13 protein-coding genes and 1 pseudogene are annotated in these 14,936 nt (G+C 38.6%); 12 read left to right on the forward strand and 2 right to left on the reverse strand.

The window, feature by feature from the left end; genetic code table 11:
- Nucleotides 1-38 precede the first annotated feature (38 nt).
- Entirely contained in the window at nt 39-590 is a 552-nt protein-coding gene (locus BEN71_RS02975; RefSeq protein ID WP_068973697.1) for an O-acetyl-ADP-ribose deacetylase, read from the forward strand.
- Between the two features lie 26 nt (nt 591-616).
- The gene (locus BEN71_RS02980) at nt 617-1,594 is read left to right on the forward strand and encodes an acyltransferase family protein (RefSeq protein ID WP_068973696.1); all 978 of its coding nucleotides are present in this window, start codon (nt 617-619) and stop codon (nt 1,592-1,594) included.
- A gap of 102 nt (nt 1,595-1,696) precedes the next feature.
- Here the strand turns inward: BEN71_RS02980 and BEN71_RS02985 are convergent, their stop codons facing one another.
- Nucleotides 1,697-3,607 carry an ATP-binding cassette domain-containing protein gene (locus tag BEN71_RS02985; protein WP_068973695.1) on the reverse strand — a complete coding sequence of 637 codons (1,911 nt, stop codon included), beginning with the start codon at nt 3,605-3,607 and terminating at the stop codon, nt 1,697-1,699.
- Between the two features lie 36 nt (nt 3,608-3,643).
- Between BEN71_RS02985 and BEN71_RS02990 the strand changes: the two genes are divergently transcribed.
- From BEN71_RS02990 to BEN71_RS03015, 6 genes and pseudogenes are all read left to right on the forward strand, one after another.
- A complete protein-coding gene (locus BEN71_RS02990) occupies nt 3,644-3,889 on the forward strand; it encodes a SlyX family protein (protein ID WP_068973694.1) in 246 nt (81 codons plus the stop codon).
- A gap of 117 nt (nt 3,890-4,006) precedes the next feature.
- Nucleotides 4,007-5,035 carry a hypothetical protein gene (locus BEN71_RS02995; protein ID WP_068973914.1) on the forward strand — a complete coding sequence of 343 codons (1,029 nt, stop codon included), beginning with the start codon at nt 4,007-4,009 and terminating at the stop codon, nt 5,033-5,035.
- 289 nt (nt 5,036-5,324) lie between these two features.
- Entirely contained in the window at nt 5,325-5,774 is a 450-nt protein-coding gene (locus BEN71_RS03000) for an ammonium transporter (protein WP_068973693.1), read from the forward strand.
- A 27-nt stretch (nt 5,775-5,801) separates the two neighbouring features.
- The gene (gene topA, locus BEN71_RS03005; RefSeq protein WP_068973692.1) at nt 5,802-8,444 is read left to right on the forward strand and encodes a type I DNA topoisomerase; all 2,643 of its coding nucleotides are present in this window, start codon (nt 5,802-5,804) and stop codon (nt 8,442-8,444) included.
- Nucleotides 8,445-8,631: 187 nt separating this feature from the next.
- Nucleotides 8,632-9,390 (forward strand): annotated as a pseudogene (locus BEN71_RS03010) (hypothetical protein).
- A gap of 130 nt (nt 9,391-9,520) precedes the next feature.
- Complete coding sequence (locus BEN71_RS03015) at nt 9,521-10,084, forward strand: HdeD family acid-resistance protein (RefSeq protein ID WP_068973691.1); 564 nt, start codon at nt 9,521-9,523, stop codon at nt 10,082-10,084.
- A 107-nt stretch (nt 10,085-10,191) separates the two neighbouring features.
- Here the strand turns inward: BEN71_RS03015 and BEN71_RS03020 are convergent, their stop codons facing one another.
- Complete coding sequence (locus tag BEN71_RS03020) at nt 10,192-10,641, reverse strand: carboxymuconolactone decarboxylase family protein (RefSeq protein WP_068973690.1); 450 nt, start codon at nt 10,639-10,641, stop codon at nt 10,192-10,194.
- Between BEN71_RS03020 and BEN71_RS03025 the strand changes: the two genes are divergently transcribed.
- From BEN71_RS03025 to BEN71_RS03040, 4 genes are all read left to right on the forward strand, one after another.
- Complete coding sequence (locus BEN71_RS03025; RefSeq protein ID WP_086322670.1) at nt 10,640-10,918, forward strand: hypothetical protein; 279 nt, start codon at nt 10,640-10,642, stop codon at nt 10,916-10,918. The genes BEN71_RS03020 and BEN71_RS03025 overlap by 2 nt on opposite strands.
- Before the next feature lie 87 nt (nt 10,919-11,005).
- Nucleotides 11,006-12,151: a glycerate kinase family protein gene (locus tag BEN71_RS03030; protein WP_068973689.1), complete on the forward strand. Its 1,146-nt coding sequence runs from the start codon at nt 11,006-11,008 to the stop codon at nt 12,149-12,151.
- A 19-nt stretch (nt 12,152-12,170) separates the two neighbouring features.
- Nucleotides 12,171-12,824 carry a hypothetical protein gene (locus BEN71_RS03035; protein WP_152033028.1) on the forward strand — a complete coding sequence of 218 codons (654 nt, stop codon included), beginning with the start codon at nt 12,171-12,173 and terminating at the stop codon, nt 12,822-12,824.
- 105 nt (nt 12,825-12,929) lie between these two features.
- Nucleotides 12,930-14,921, forward strand: coding sequence for an ATP-dependent helicase (locus BEN71_RS03040; RefSeq protein ID WP_068973687.1), 1,992 nt, complete (start codon nt 12,930-12,932; stop codon nt 14,919-14,921).
- The last annotated feature ends 15 nt before the right edge of the window (nt 14,922-14,936 follow it).

Below are 14,936 nucleotides of genomic sequence, written 5' to 3' on the forward strand. Positions count from 1 at the left end.
AAAGTCAGAAAGAAAATTGAACGTGCTAGGGATGGGGAATGAAAATAATACGGTTAATTCAGGGTGATATTACCATTCAAAAGGTAGATGCAATTGTCAATGCTGCCAATACCTCGCTACTTGGCGGAGGTGGTGTGGATGGGGCAATTCATCGTAAAGGGGGCTCTGCTATTTTAGAAGACTGCCAAAAGATTCGTGCAAAGCAGGGCAGTTGTGCAGTTGGTGAAGCCGTCATCACTACAGCAGGTTTATTGCCCAGTAATTATGTAATCCACACGGTTGGACCCACTTGGCAAGACGGACAACATGGTGAGCAAGAATTACTTCAACACGCTTATTTAAATAGCTTAAAACTTGCAGAACAACATCAGCTGAAAACAATTGCCTTTCCTAATATTTCCACAGGGATTTATCATTTCCCAAAAGTCAGTGCTGCGAGTATTGTGATTAAAACCATTGTTGATTTTTTTAAATATGCTGAATCCGTCGAAGAAATAAATTTTGTTTGTTTTGATCTTGAAAACTTTAAAATTTATCGACAGTTACTGGCGGAAATTGATCAGAACCACTTTCAAGTTCTCGGTATATAATCCAATTTATTTAGACAGAAATCGCCATGAGAGATTCGTATTTAGACAGTTGTAAAGCAACGTTGATATTTCTCGTGGTTTTAGGACATTTCCTCGAACGAATGATAGGTTGGAAAGACCCAATCGCACATACTTTATTAGGCACAATTTATTTTATTCATATGCCTGCTTTTATTCTCGTTTCAGGCATTTTATTTAAAGATAAAAACTGGCTCAAAAATATTTTTTTCTTTGTATCTCTATATTTACCATTCCAATTTCTATTCCCAGCTTTTGATGCAATTTGGTCGGGGCAGTTCAAATTCAACTGGAATATTTTTGAAAGACCGTATTGGATTTTATGGTATTTGCAAGGCATGATGCTTTGGACATTACTGGCGCATCTGTTCATCAAAATTAAATTTCCAGTCATTATTTCACTTATTCTTGCGCTGTGTATAGGTTTAAGCCCTTGGAATAATTATCAATATTCAATCGGGCGAATTTTTACTTTCTTCCCATTTTTTATGATCGGTGTGGTTTACGGCAAGAGTATTCTACAAAAGATACAACAATTTAAATTCGCAACTGTTTTAGGTGGGCAGATTATTTTGGGTATTGTGAGTTATGTGTATTTCTCACAAATCAACCCATACTGGCTTTATGGAAGTTTGAACTATGCACAACTCAAGGTCAGTTCATGGGATGGTACGTGGATCAGAGCAAGTTTATTACTGACTTCGAGTCTTGGTATTTTTGCTATTTTTGCATGGGTTAAACTCTTAAATCCTCGGTTTATTCAACTTGGGAAAAATACTTTACCTGTTTATTTACTTCATGGTTTTGTGGTGATATTGATTGCTCGCTATTGGCAGTTAGATTTTAATATTTTTGTCGAGATTGGAATTTGTATAGTTTTATCTATTCTGACCTGTTGGATTTTACAACAGCAATTTTTTGATCAACTATTGAGAAAATTGTCGCTTTGGCTCATGAAGCCCATTGCTTGGTTGGGAATTAAGTAGCTATTTACAAAAGTATTTTTATGGATTGATTGATTAATTTAAAATGAGAAAGATAAAAACTCCGCGCGGTGGCGGAGTTTTATCTAAATTGGAAATGTAGAATTAACCTTTGGTCATTTCTTCTAGCTCTTCCCAACGCTCTAATTTTTCTAGCAACAAATCATCAATTTCAGCCAAACGCGTAGAAAGTTTCATGGCTTGTGCATTGTCAGAAACAAAGAGCGAACCATCTGCAAGTTTTGCATTGATCTCAGCTTGTTCTTTTTCCAAAGCTTCCATTTCAAGTGGAAGTTGTTCTAAAGCACGTTGATCTTTATAGCTTAATTTAACTTTCTTTGGTGCAGCTTGAACAGGTGCAGCAGCAGCTTCCGCTTTGGCAATCGCTTTTTTCACCGCACTTTTCTGGTCTACAGCCGTTTGGTCAGGACGTTGTTCTAGGTAATCTTGATAACCACCGATGTATTCGTCGATATTGCCTTTACCATCAAAGACCCAAGTTGATGTCACGACATTGTCCATAAAGGCACGGTCATGCGAGATGAGAAGCAATGTACCTTTATAACCACCGAGCATTTCTTCAAGCAACTCTAAAGTCACCATATCCAAATCATTGGTTGGCTCATCCATTACAATGAGGTTTGATGGTTTGAGTAGAAGTTTTGCTAAAAGAATACGGTTACGTTCACCGCCTGAAAGTGCTTTTACAGGTGTGCGTGCGCGCTCTGGTGAGAATAAAAAGTCTTGTAAATAGCTGTAGATATGACGACGGCTACCATTTACATCGACATGGTCAGAACCTTCTGAAACGTTATCTTTGACTGATTTTTCAAGATCAAGCGCATTACGTAATTGGTCAAAATAAGCCACTTCAAGTTGTGTACCAGTTTTAACTGTACCTTTATGCTCTTGCTCACCTAAAATCGCTTTAATCAGTGTGGTTTTACCGACACCATTATCACCGACTAAGCCAATACGGTCGCCACGAAGTACCAATGCTGAGAAATCTTTGATAATCGGTGCATTGTCGCCAAAAGTGACTTGAAGATTTTCAATCTCAAAGACTACTTTACCTGAACGATTGGCTTCTTGGGTTGCCATGCTCACTTTACCTTGTTGTGAGCGGCGTGCTTTCGATTCTTCACGTAAGGCTTTTAAGGCACGGACACGACCTTCATTACGGGTACGACGTGCTTTGATCCCTTGGCGAATCCAAACTTCTTCTTCCGCCAATTTTTTATCAAATAAAGCATTTTGTTTTTCTTCAGCTTCCATTTGCTGTGCTTTCAGATCAAGATAACGTGAATAGTTACCTTCATAGCTACGCAATTGCCCACGATCTAATTCGACAATACGCGTTGCAATACTATCTACAAATGCACGGTCATGCGAAATGAAAAGCAAAGTTAGATTATTTTGATCGAGTAAGAATTTTTCTAACCATTCAATACTTTCAACGTCCAAATGGTTGGTTGGTTCGTCGAGTAATAGCACATCAGGTTGAGTGAGTAAGGCACGTGCTAGTAAGACACGACGCTTACGACCACCAGATAAGTCCGCCAAATCCGCTTCAGGATCTAAGCCCATTTTACTGAGGATAGAGTTCACTTTGGTTTCGAGTGCCCAACCATCGAGTAAATCGAGCTTATGTTGTAAATTCCCCATGCGGTCACAGGCATCCATGTCACCGAGTACACATGCATCGCTCGCTTCATGGTATTCTTTCAATACTTGAGCAGCTTCACCAGCACCTTCGGCAACAATGTCAGCAACTTTGCCAGAGTCCATAGGAACATCTTGGGCAAGCATGGAAATGGTGATGCCGTTTTGTAGGGCAATTTCACCTTGATCAGGGAGTAAGCTTCCTTCAATTAGTTTGAGTAAAGTTGACTTACCTTCACCGTTACGACCAATCAAACAGACTCGTTCGCCACGTTCTAAATTGAAGTTTGCGCCGTCGAGTAGGGCAGGTCCACCAAACGCAAGTTGGACATCCCTTATAGTAATATAGGCCATACGGTTTCCTAAACATCCCACAGTGAGGACTAAAAAATGACTAAACAGAAAAATCTTGATGATCAGGCGTCATTTTCCGCACCCATAGAAGATTTGCAAGTCCGAATTGCATTTTTAGATGATTTAGTCGAACAATTAAATGATCAGGTTGCACAACAGAGCTTAGAAATTGCTGATTTAAAAAAACAAATGCAGTTGTTGTATCAACGTGTGGAATCTTCGGATTTGTCAGAAGGTATTGCAGCATTTGATCCGATGACCAATCGCCCTCCGCATTATTAATGATTCAGCTGTGTGAGGGCTATTCGGATAGGAGTCATTAGAAATTCATTTTTTATTTGACCTTTTGTCTAAACCTCGTTGTAATGCTTTCTTTTTCAAAATTGATCATTTTTTATGATGCACGATAAAGTTGTACTCCTTGACCTTGAAAATAATATGCCATCAGCAAAATTGCTGAGAAATATGGTCGAGCATTATCCAACTTTATACTTATTTAATTGTGCAGGTCAGTTTCAGTATTCACTTGAAGATTTAACTGAATTTTCAAGTTGGGTCGTGAGTGGTCAAGTGGTGATTCTTGAAACACCTGAAGCGATAGAGAAAGAATTTGAATATGCTGTGGTGACAGGTCAATTGATGGCTTTGGTTGAGCCTGAAACACATATTGATGTAATTTCAGCCATGCCAAGTTGTGACATGTTGTTGGATATGATACGTAGTTCAGATTTGCATTGTAGCTTGATTCAAGTTGAAGCCGAAACATCAGCAACTACGCTTGTATTGCCAAGCATACAAACAATCCAAGAAAAACCGTATTTACAGATGGTCAAAAAGTATTGTGACGCTTTGGGTAAAATGACAGGAAAGCCGAATACAGTTGAAAAACTTAGAAACTCTGTGGCTAATATTTTACAAATCGTTCCTGAAAAAGCACAGCATTTGGTAGGTATGTTGATCAATTTAAAAATAGTCAAACGTATCGATGAGCAAGTTGCCTACCGTAAAAAAGTATTGAAAGAATGGACTGAGTTGGAATTAGGTCATCCTGTTGTTGAAACAGAAACAAAGGATACTGCAACTCCATCACGAATGAAGCTAGAGAAAATAGATCAAATTTTAGAAAAATTACGTGGGGATTCTCAACAAGTGCTGACTGAGATTGATCAGCAAGATTCAGTTGAAGCAGTGCAAAAGGTCCTATTTAAAAACTTTGATAAAATTGATCCAGTACAAATTGAAGTGATTCAAAAGCTCAATGATTTAAAAACCAATAAACCCAAAGATATTTACGAATTACGTGATTTACTCGAACAGATGTTCCCTAAGTCAGATATTCGTTTATTGCTCAAAGAGTTGATTGAAAAGGGTTATATTTATTGGAATGGGCATGAAGTAGTGTATAGCCATGAGATGTATTTGAACTAAGTTTTGAAGGATGTAAATATTCGCAAAAACAGTCTAAGAAACGTCAAATATGCGAGATATATTTGAGTCCGTGTAATGGTTGCAGTTATGACTTAGCGTAATTTTGTATAAAACATTAGAACATGCTGAAATTTAAAAATGTACTGTTTTATATAAAATGTTCATAAATTCAAACAAATGATTATGCTTTTTATGGTTCATTTCCGACATCATGCAAATTATTTATCAGACAAACTTGCGTTTTATATTCAGCTTATGCAACTCTAATATAGGAATTAAAAGGTGAACTATGGAACACACTGGTCTTTGGGTTGCGCTCATTATTATTGTTTTTGTATTGGGCTCAATTTTTGGCTTACGCGTAAGCCCTAGAGAAAAAGCATTAGGCTTAATGCGAGAAAAAGCGAGAAAGATGGGATTGCACCCCCGTTTAGTGGCTGCGCCAGATTGGACTAAAGTTCCCATGGCAACTGAATCTCGTGCGAGTATGGTGGCTTATTATAGTGTATTGATTCCAGATGCTCGTTTGCCTTTAATGCGCTTTCGTGTCGAAGATCAAAAGCTTCAAGTGATTCAAGGCGATGAGAAATTTAAAGATTTTCCCATTGCATTAAAAGGGATTTATGCTATTGATATGCAGGCGAATTGTGTAGGGCTGTATTGGGATGAAGCATCTGACCTTAGAGCAACCCAACTTGAAGATATGAAAGCATATTTGCTGAAATTGGCTGAAATTTAACTTTAATAATAGGAACAGTGGTTTATTATGGCGAACGCTCCTCGATCTGCATCCAAAAGCACGGCAGCAACTTCTCCCGAAGCTGGAAAAAAACGTGCGCTCGTGATTGTGGAATCGCCTGCAAAAGCGAAAACGATTAATAAATATTTAGGCTCAGACTACATTGTAAAGTCGTCGGTAGGTCACGTTCGCGATTTGCCTACAGGTGGCTCAAGTAAAACAACAGAAAAAAAACCTGTTTCACGTGCCAAACTGACGGATGAACAAAAAGCTGAAAAAGCACAAACCGCTTTGGTCAACCGAATGGGTGTCGATCCTGAGCATGGTTGGAAAGCCAAGTATGAAGTGCTTCCAGGCAAAGAAAATGTAGTTGCTGAACTCAAAAAACTTGCTAAAGATGCAGATGCTATCTACCTCGCAACGGATTTGGACCGTGAAGGGGAAGCGATTGCTTGGCACTTAAGAGAAGTGATTGGTGGTGATGATTCACGTTACCATCGTGTAGTGTTTAACGAAATTACCAAAAATGCAATTCAAGAAGCATTTAAACAGCCAACACGCTTAGATATAGACCGTGTAAATGCACAACAAGCACGTCGTTTCTTAGACCGTGTTGTAGGCTTTATGGTATCGCCACTGCTTTGGGAAAAAATTGCCCGTGGCCTTTCAGCAGGGCGAGTACAGTCTGTTGCGGTCAAACTTGTGGTTGAGCGTGAACGTGAAATTCGTGCGTTTATTCCTGAAGAATATTGGCAAGTATTTGCAGATACCAAATCGAAAAAAGACGACATTCGCCTTGAAGCAGTGAAGCAAGGTGGTAAGACTTTAAAATTACAAAATAAAGCACAAACCGATGCATTATTGAAAATTTTAAATGATGCTGAATATAAGGTGTCAACACGTGAAGATAAACCGACCAAGGTCAATCCAAGTGCGCCATATATCACTTCGACTTTGCAACAGGCAGCGAGTACACGTCTCGGTTATTCTGTAAAGAAAACCATGATGCTTGCACAGCGTTTGTATGAAGCAGGTTTCATTACCTATATGCGTACCGACTCAACATTCTTGAGTGATGACGCAGTCAATATGGTGCGTAACCATATTGAAACAGAATTTGGTGCGAAATACTTACCTGCAAAGCCAAACCGTTATGGCAATAAAGCTGGCGCGCAAGAAGCCCATGAAGCAATCCGTCCATCGAATGTTTCATTCAAAGGCGATAGCTTGGCAGGTGTGGAGCGTGATGCACAACGCTTATATGACTTGATTTGGCGTCAATTTGTCGCATGCCAAATGACACCTGCGGAATATTTATCATCAACCATTCTTGTCGATGCCAATGGTGTAGAGCTTAAAGCCAAAGGTCGTACTTTAGTGTTTGATGGTTTTACCAAAGTTCGTGGTCAAAACAAATCGGATGATGATGTACTGCTTCCAGCAGTTAAAGTGGGTGAAGTACTTAAACTTGAGAAATTAGATCCATCACAACATTTTACTAAGCCACCTGCACGTTTTACCGAAGCATCATTGGTCAAAGAATTAGAGAAAAAAGGTATTGGTCGTCCTTCGACCTATGCTGCGATTATTTCGACCATTCAAGATCGTGGTTATGTGAAACTGGATAACCGTCGTCTTTATGCAGAAAAAATGGGCGAGATCGTCACCGACCGTTTAGATGAAAACTTCAATAACCTCATGAATTACGCATTTACTGCGGATTTAGAGGGGCAGTTGGATAAGGTTGCAGATGGTCAACGTAACTGGAAAGAGCTCTTAGACAGCTTCTATGGCGATTTTAAGCAACGTTTAACTACAGCTCAAGGCGAGAACGGCATGCGCCGTAATTTGCCTGTCGAAGTGGAAGCGGTTCACTGTAAAGAATGTGAACGTCCAATGCAGATTCGTACAGGAACAACAGGCGTATTCTTAGGGTGTTCAGGGTATAACTTGCCACCAAAAGAACGTTGCAAAGGCACACTGAATTTAACGCCTGTTGAATCACTTGCCGCTTTGTCAGATGATGATGGCGCTGAAACCGCAGATTTGATGTCGAAAAAACGTTGTCCTGTCTGTGGTACGGCAATGGACAGTTATGTGATCGACGGTGGTCGTAAATTACATATTTGTGGTAATAATCCTGACTGTAATGGTTATGAGCTTGAAGAAGGCGAGTTCAAAATCAAGGGTTATGATGGTCCAACCATTCCATGTGACAAATGTGATGGTGAAATGCAGTTAAAGACTGGTCGTTTCGGTCCTTATTTCGCATGTATGAGTTGTGACAATACCCGTAAAGTTCTGAAAAATGGTCAGCCTGCACCTCCACGTGTAGATCCAATCAAAATGGAACATTTACGTTCGACCAAACATGATGATTTCTTTGTACTTCGTGATGGTGCAGCAGGTTTATTCTTAGCGGCGAGTAAGTTCCCGAAAGTACGTGAAACACGTGCGCCAAAAGTTGCCGAATTACGTACTGTGGCAGATCAACTTGATCCGAAATATCAGTTTATATTGAAAGCACCAGATCAAGATCCAGAGGGTAACCCGACTTTAGTGAAATTCAGTCGTAAAAACCAAGCTCAGTATATTGGTTCTGAAACGCCTGAAGGTAAGCAAACCAAATGGTCGTTGGTTTATAACGATGGAAAATGGGTTGAGGCTTAAGCTTTAAACTATTTGAAAATATAAAAAATGCTCACTTTGGTGGGCATTTTTTATCTCACGTTGACATGTAAATATGTTTAATTATTAAGTAGGGTTTATATGGGAAATGAATACTAAGCAGTGATCTCAGCATCTATTGCACCATGATTATTGATACTTGATATCATCTTATTCAAAAGGGACTGAAATGTGGAAAAAAATTAGAGTTGCCCTATTACTCATCATTCTCTTGATCGTCGGTATGAATGCGTGGCGAGACATGAATCAAGATTGGACAAAACCAATCGTGGTGTTATTACATCCGATCAATGTTGATGGTCAACCTGTAACGGAACATTATATTCAACAAATCTCTATCGATGATTTGGATGAAATGCGAAACTATTTACAGCTTCAGTCCAAAGAATTTAGAGGGTAACCGATTTCATTTTATTTTCGATTGGGGCGTGAGCTAAAAACATTACCACCCAAACCACCTGAAACAAGTAGTGCTTTAGATGCAATTTTATGGAGTTTGAAATTCCGTTTCTATGCGTGGAAACAACATGAGGGCGGTGATGGCTCGCCATCTGTCACACTTTATTTAAATTATCATGATCCTAAATTGCAAAATAGCCTAAAACATTCAACTGCTTTAGAGCGTGGTCGTATTGGCATGGTAAATTTATTCGCCTCAAAAAAGCAAAGTTCAAGCAATAAAGTAGTTTTAGTTCATGAGCTTTTACATATCTTTGGGGCAAAAGATAAATATGATTTTGCGACTGGACAACCGATCAATCCAACGGGTTATGCAAATCCAGAACAAAAACCTCTATATCCGCAAAGTCGTGCAGAAATTATGGGTGGATATATTCCATTATCACCAATAAAGAGTAAAACACCTGATGGTCTAGAAGATACGATGATTAGTCGTTTAACTGCCCAAGAAATGGGATGGGTTAAATAAGAAGTATTCATGATGCTCAGAACTGTGGATAAGATAGAATCTATCCACATGTCAGATGCATATCTTATACAGACAAAAAATTGAATCGGATTAAAAATCAAATGAATCAATAACAACCAAGAGAACAAATATGCGTACTGTGGGAAATGATATAGTCCGTCATCAATTGCATGAAAATCGGAAATGGTATTTATTGTTGGGTGCGGTCTTGGTCATCTTTGGCTTGGTACTACTTGCCTCATTGGGTATGGCAACATTAACAGTTGTCGTCTTGTTTGGTGTCCTGATGATGATCGGTGGAGTGATTCATTTAATTGCTGCTTTTAAAATCTTTGATGGCGGCTTTCGTTGGCTTTGGGCATTGTTCGGAATACTGTATTTGATCGCTGGTTATTATGCGTTTAAATCTCCGATTACTACGGCTGTGGTGTTGACCAATCTACTAGCGATTGCTTTATTAATTGGCGGTTTTATTCGAGTTTTTAATGCCTTTATGTTGAAACCGATGTCAGGTTGGGGGTGGACATTATTTTCAGGTTTACTGACTTTGGCGACAGGTGCAATTATTTTAGCTTCGCCTGATGCTCCGTTTTGGGTTTTAGGATTATTTCTTGGTGTGGATATTTTATTTCAAGGAGTAAACTATCTGACTTTTGCTGCTGCAATTAAGCAGATACCACCAGCAAGTCATTGATTATTTTTTAAATGAATAAAATGCCCAATCAATAAATATGTTGGGCATTTTTGTTTTAGCTTTGAAAAATTTAAGTTTATTTAAAATTTAAGATTGTATTGTTTTGCTCAAGGCGCCACTTTATATTGACTTGAAATGGCAATACGATTCCACGTATTAATGACAATCGCAATCCATTCAATCGCCGTAATTTCGTCATCATTCAATACTTCTTTCGCGGTTGCATAGGCTTCATCAGGGAAATGCTGTTGTGCAATCAATGTGATTTCTTCAATCAAAATTAAGGCAGCACGTTCTTTATCTGAAAAATACTGACTTTCTCGCCACGCACTGATCAAAGCAATTCGATCTACAGACTCACCTGCCTTGATTGCATCTTGTGTATGCATACGTACACAAAAAGAACATTGATTAATTTGCGAAGCACGTAATTTTAACAGATGTGAGAAACCAAGATCTAAACCTGCTTGTTTCACTTTTTGCACGGATAAATTTTCAAGTTCAAGCACTGTTTTATACAGTTCAGGTGCGGTTTTACCGAGATTGACACGTGACATGGGATTTACACTTTCATTATTGGTTATACTTTATTTTATCGCTAAAATTTTCAAACACTGTTTAGATTTTATAAAAATGATGAATAAAGCTTATAAAATTTCATTTACGCTTACCGCGATTGGATCAGTTTTATATTTTATGATCAATGAGTTAAAAGCAGATGGAATTCAAATAGATTCAGGAATTGGCATTATCTTGGCAATAGTCGTAGCACTTTTGCTGTTCTTTATTCGGCTATATTTTCGCAGTGAGGATAAAAAAGTGAAACAAAAATAAGCAAATTATAAAAAGATATAAAATAAGCCAATTGATTGAAAAATCATGTTAATAATAGGCTTAGACCAACAACTTACATGATGGAACATGACGACTTTTATCCTTGCTCCCGATTCATTTAAAGAAAGTATGACAGCTGAACAAGCTTGCTTGGCTATGCAACGTGGTATTGAAAAAGTTATACCTGATGCAAACATCATTCATGTACCGATGGCAGATGGTGGAGAAGGAACAGTTGATGCTTTGGTTTCTGCACGAAATGGACGCAAAGTCTACATCGAAGTTTCAGGACCATTGATTCAGCAAAAAGTCCAAGCCTATTTCGGTCTGATTGAAAATGATCAAACGGCTGTGATCGAAATGGCACTTGCCAATGGTATTCACCTGATCGAAAAGTCACAACGTAATCCTTTATATACTTCAACTTTTGGCACAGGGGAAATGATTAAAGCTGCATTGGACTTGGGTGTATCGAAAATCATCATTGGACTAGGTGGTAGTGTCACCAATGATGCAGGTGCGGGTATGGCACAAGCGTTGGGTGCAAAGTTTTTAGATGAGCTTGGTCAATCCGTTGCCTTGGGCGGTGGTCAGCTTGATCAGATTCAAAGCATTGATCTTTCGGAATTGGATGCTCGTTTAAAACAGACTGAGATTATCATTGCAAGTGATGTGAATAATCCTTTGTGTGGTGAAAATGGTGCATCCTATATTTTTGCGCCACAGAAAGGTGCAAGCCCTGAAATGGTCAAAATCTTAGATCAAAACTTAAAGCATTTTGCTGATTTGGTTGAATCTACTTTAAACATTGAAAAACAGAATATTAACGGTGCAGGGGCAGCAGGTGGTTTGGGTTTTGGCTTGATGGCTTTTGCAGGTGCAAGTATTCGTTCTGGTGTGGAAATCATTATTGAAGAAACCCAACTTGCTGAAAAAATTGCTCAAGCAGATTATGTATTTACAGGTGAGGGGGGTATTGATTTTCAGACTAAGTTTGGCAAAACCCCATTTGGTGTGGTGCAAGTGGCAAAGCGTTTCAATAAGCCTGTGATTGCTTTTGCAGGCTATGTCGGTGAAGGCATTGAAGAGCTTTATGATGAAGGATTTACTGCTATTTTCGGCATTGTGGATGGTGCATGTGATCTGCAAACAGCTTTGAAAAATGGTGAGCAGAATTTGGAAAGAGCTTGTGAGAATATTGTCCGTTTAATTGTGCAAGAAAGAAAATATTGACGGTTCAAAGGTGACATTTGTGACTAATAAAAATGATTTAATAAATTTCTTAATGATGCACTATTTAAAACTGCAAGGTATTAATCAAGAGCATGTTGATCACTTTTTGGAACAAAATTATATCGATATTAGGTTGGATCATCAAAATTTTCTAATGAAATATGGAAATAGTTCATCATTGTTAACAAGTATGTTTGCTGATTGTACATTTGATCGGTTTAAAAACTATTACTCTTCTGTTCAGTTTCCATTTGATGAAATGCATGACGAAGAAAAACTTCCTCTAGGAACTACTTATTTTGGTCATGATTTCAATGATGAATTTTTATGTATAGATAATTTTACAGGGGAAATCTTTGTTTATGGATATCAGAAAAAATCACTGCCGGCTTATTATCATAATATTGAAAGTTTTCTGATTTATAGTTTTTTTTGGCATCAAGAAAACGAACAATATTTTGAAACTGTTGAAAAAGAAATTCGCATCCCAGAGCAGAATAAGTTTAAAAGTGATAATGAACATTATAGAGTACATGGTTTAAGCGGTCATAATTTTCAATGCTATCTAAATAAAAATATGATAATCATTGCTGATTTTGATAGCTGTTATTATAATTTATATAAGGGTGGTATTCTTAACAAATTGAATAACTTAATTAATTTAGGTCTATGAAAGAATCCTACGAATATGGAAGAGTACTTTCTATAATTAACCGAAACTGCCTTATTTCACGATAGCTCTGCTAAACTACCTTCATCCACAACACGATGAGTACCCATGAGTTTAGCCAACCTGATCAATGAATTAAACCCTCAACAAAAACAAGCTGCTACGACTGAAACAAAACACAGTTTAGTACTTGCAGGGGCAGGTTGTGGCAAAACCAAAACCATCGTGGCACGTGCAGCATATCTGATTGATCAAGGTGTGCCTGCCAATCAAATCCAAATCCTGACTTTTACCCGCCGTTCTGCGAGTGAAATCGTGGCACGTGTGGAACTCGCTTTGGGTGATCAAGCCAAAGGCTTACGTGCTTCGACATTTCATACCTTTTGCATGTACCTCTTGCGCCGTGTGCCAAAAGCCTTTGGATTAGAACAATTTTCAATTATTGATCGTGATGACCAATTGATGTTATTCCGTTTGATTCGTGGTAAAGATGATAAGAAAAATCCAAACGCATTGCCGAAGCCACAACAGCTTTGCGACCTCTATTCATTCGCGCGCAATACGCGTCAAAAACTCAGTTTGGCTTTAGAAAAACAACTGCCTGAATTTTTAGAATATAAAGATCAAATTGCTGAGATTATGAAAGAGTACGAAAGCCGAAAACGTACACGTTATTTTCTGGATTATGACGATATTTTGGCTGTGGTGGCTTCAGGTTTGGCGCAGTCTGAGGGCTTGACTGATTATGTAGCAGGGCTGTGTCAACACATGCTCGTGGATGAGATGCAAGACACCAATCCATTGCAATGGGCGATTTTAGAACCACTGAAAGACAAAACTTCATTGTTCTGTGTGGGGGATGATGCACAGTCGATTTATGGATTCCGTGGTGCGGACTTTGAAAATATTCACCATTTCAAAGATCGAGTGCCTGATGCAGAAATTTTCAAACTGGAAAAAAATTATCGTTCTACCCAAGAAATTTTAGACCTGTCTAATTGGTTACTTGATCAAAGCGAAATTCATTACGACAAAAAATTAGAAGCCTATCGCGGTGATGGCATTAAACCGAAAATGCACGTCTTTCCCAATGAGTTTGATGAAGCAAAATGGATTGCCATCGACATTAAAGAACGGCATTTGCTTGAAGCGGCTGCATGGAATGATCACATGGTCTTGGTACGTTCCGCTTTTGCGGCACGACATATCGAGGCGGCATTTATCCAAGCCAATGTGCCATATCGTTTTATTGGTGGAATGAAATTGCTTGAAACTGCACACGTTAAAGACTTGTTGAGTTTACTCCGTGTGATCGCCAATCCAATGGATGATATTGCGTGGATGCGCTTTTTAACCCTATGGAATGGTGTCGGTGATGTTGGCGCAAGTAAGCTTGCACAGCAACTTTTACTCGAATCCGACTTAGATAAACTATTTGAGAAATTAGAAAAATTTGGGCGGATTCCTGACAATACTCTGCTGATTATGAAGCAAATGTCAGTACTCAAAACTGAAGTAGAAGCTTGTGTCAAACTCGGTGTCGAAGCCATTCTCAATCAACTTGAAGAAAATTATGCCAAGAAAGATTGGCATAAACGGGTGGGTGATTTTGATCTTGTAAAACAACTTGCTTCTAAACATTCACAACTGAGTGAGTTTTTAGAGGAATATGTACTTGATCCTGTGTCTATTTCTGAAATTGAACGTCAGTCGCAAGATGATGTGGTAACTTTAATCACCATTCATTCCGCTAAAGGAACTGAACAAAAAGTCTGTTATGTGGCGAATGTCTCCGCAGGGCAATATCCACACGCACGTGCGCAAGGTGATTTTGACGAAGTGGAAGAAGAACGCCGTGTGCTCTATGTGGCGTTAACCCGTGCGCAAAATGAGTTGATATTAACCAAACAAAATTTAAGTTTTTGGGCGCATACTCAAACTGATGAAAAAGGTCGTAAGGTGGAAAGCTATTTTCTCAATGATTTAACTCGAAATTTATGCACCACTGAAACCCATTATCGTCAGCGTGAACAAACGGTAAAAAGTGCTTTGATCGAACGGAAGCGGATTAATTTAGATTTTGGCATTGATCTGGATTAAGCAAAAAAATGAGGA

The sequence above is a fragment of the Acinetobacter wuhouensis genome (genome assembly GCF_001696605.3).
Classification (GTDB): domain Bacteria; phylum Pseudomonadota; class Gammaproteobacteria; order Pseudomonadales; family Moraxellaceae; genus Acinetobacter; species Acinetobacter wuhouensis.

Coding starts and splice junctions, on each gene's coding strand:
- BEN71_RS02975 (WP_068973697.1), top strand. CDS start 39: ATGAAAATAATACGGTTAATTCAGGGTGATATTACCATTCAAAAGGTA.
- BEN71_RS02980 (WP_068973696.1), top strand. CDS start 617: ATGAGAGATTCGTATTTAGACAGTTGTAAAGCAACGTTGATATTTCTC.
- BEN71_RS02985 (WP_068973695.1), bottom strand. CDS start 3,607: ATGGCCTATATTACTATAAGGGATGTCCAACTTGCGTTTGGTGGACCT.
- BEN71_RS02990 (WP_068973694.1), top strand. CDS start 3,644: ATGACTAAACAGAAAAATCTTGATGATCAGGCGTCATTTTCCGCACCC.
- BEN71_RS02995 (WP_068973914.1), top strand. CDS start 4,007: ATGCACGATAAAGTTGTACTCCTTGACCTTGAAAATAATATGCCATCA.
- BEN71_RS03000 (WP_068973693.1), top strand. CDS start 5,325: ATGGAACACACTGGTCTTTGGGTTGCGCTCATTATTATTGTTTTTGTA.
- topA (WP_068973692.1), top strand. CDS start 5,802: ATGGCGAACGCTCCTCGATCTGCATCCAAAAGCACGGCAGCAACTTCT.
- BEN71_RS03015 (WP_068973691.1), top strand. CDS start 9,521: ATGCGTACTGTGGGAAATGATATAGTCCGTCATCAATTGCATGAAAAT.
- BEN71_RS03025 (WP_086322670.1), top strand. CDS start 10,640: ATGGGATTTACACTTTCATTATTGGTTATACTTTATTTTATCGCTAAA.
- BEN71_RS03020 (WP_068973690.1), bottom strand. CDS start 10,641: ATGTCACGTGTCAATCTCGGTAAAACCGCACCTGAACTGTATAAAACA.
- BEN71_RS03030 (WP_068973689.1), top strand. CDS start 11,006: ATGACGACTTTTATCCTTGCTCCCGATTCATTTAAAGAAAGTATGACA.
- BEN71_RS03040 (WP_068973687.1), top strand. CDS start 12,930: ATGAGTTTAGCCAACCTGATCAATGAATTAAACCCTCAACAAAAACAA.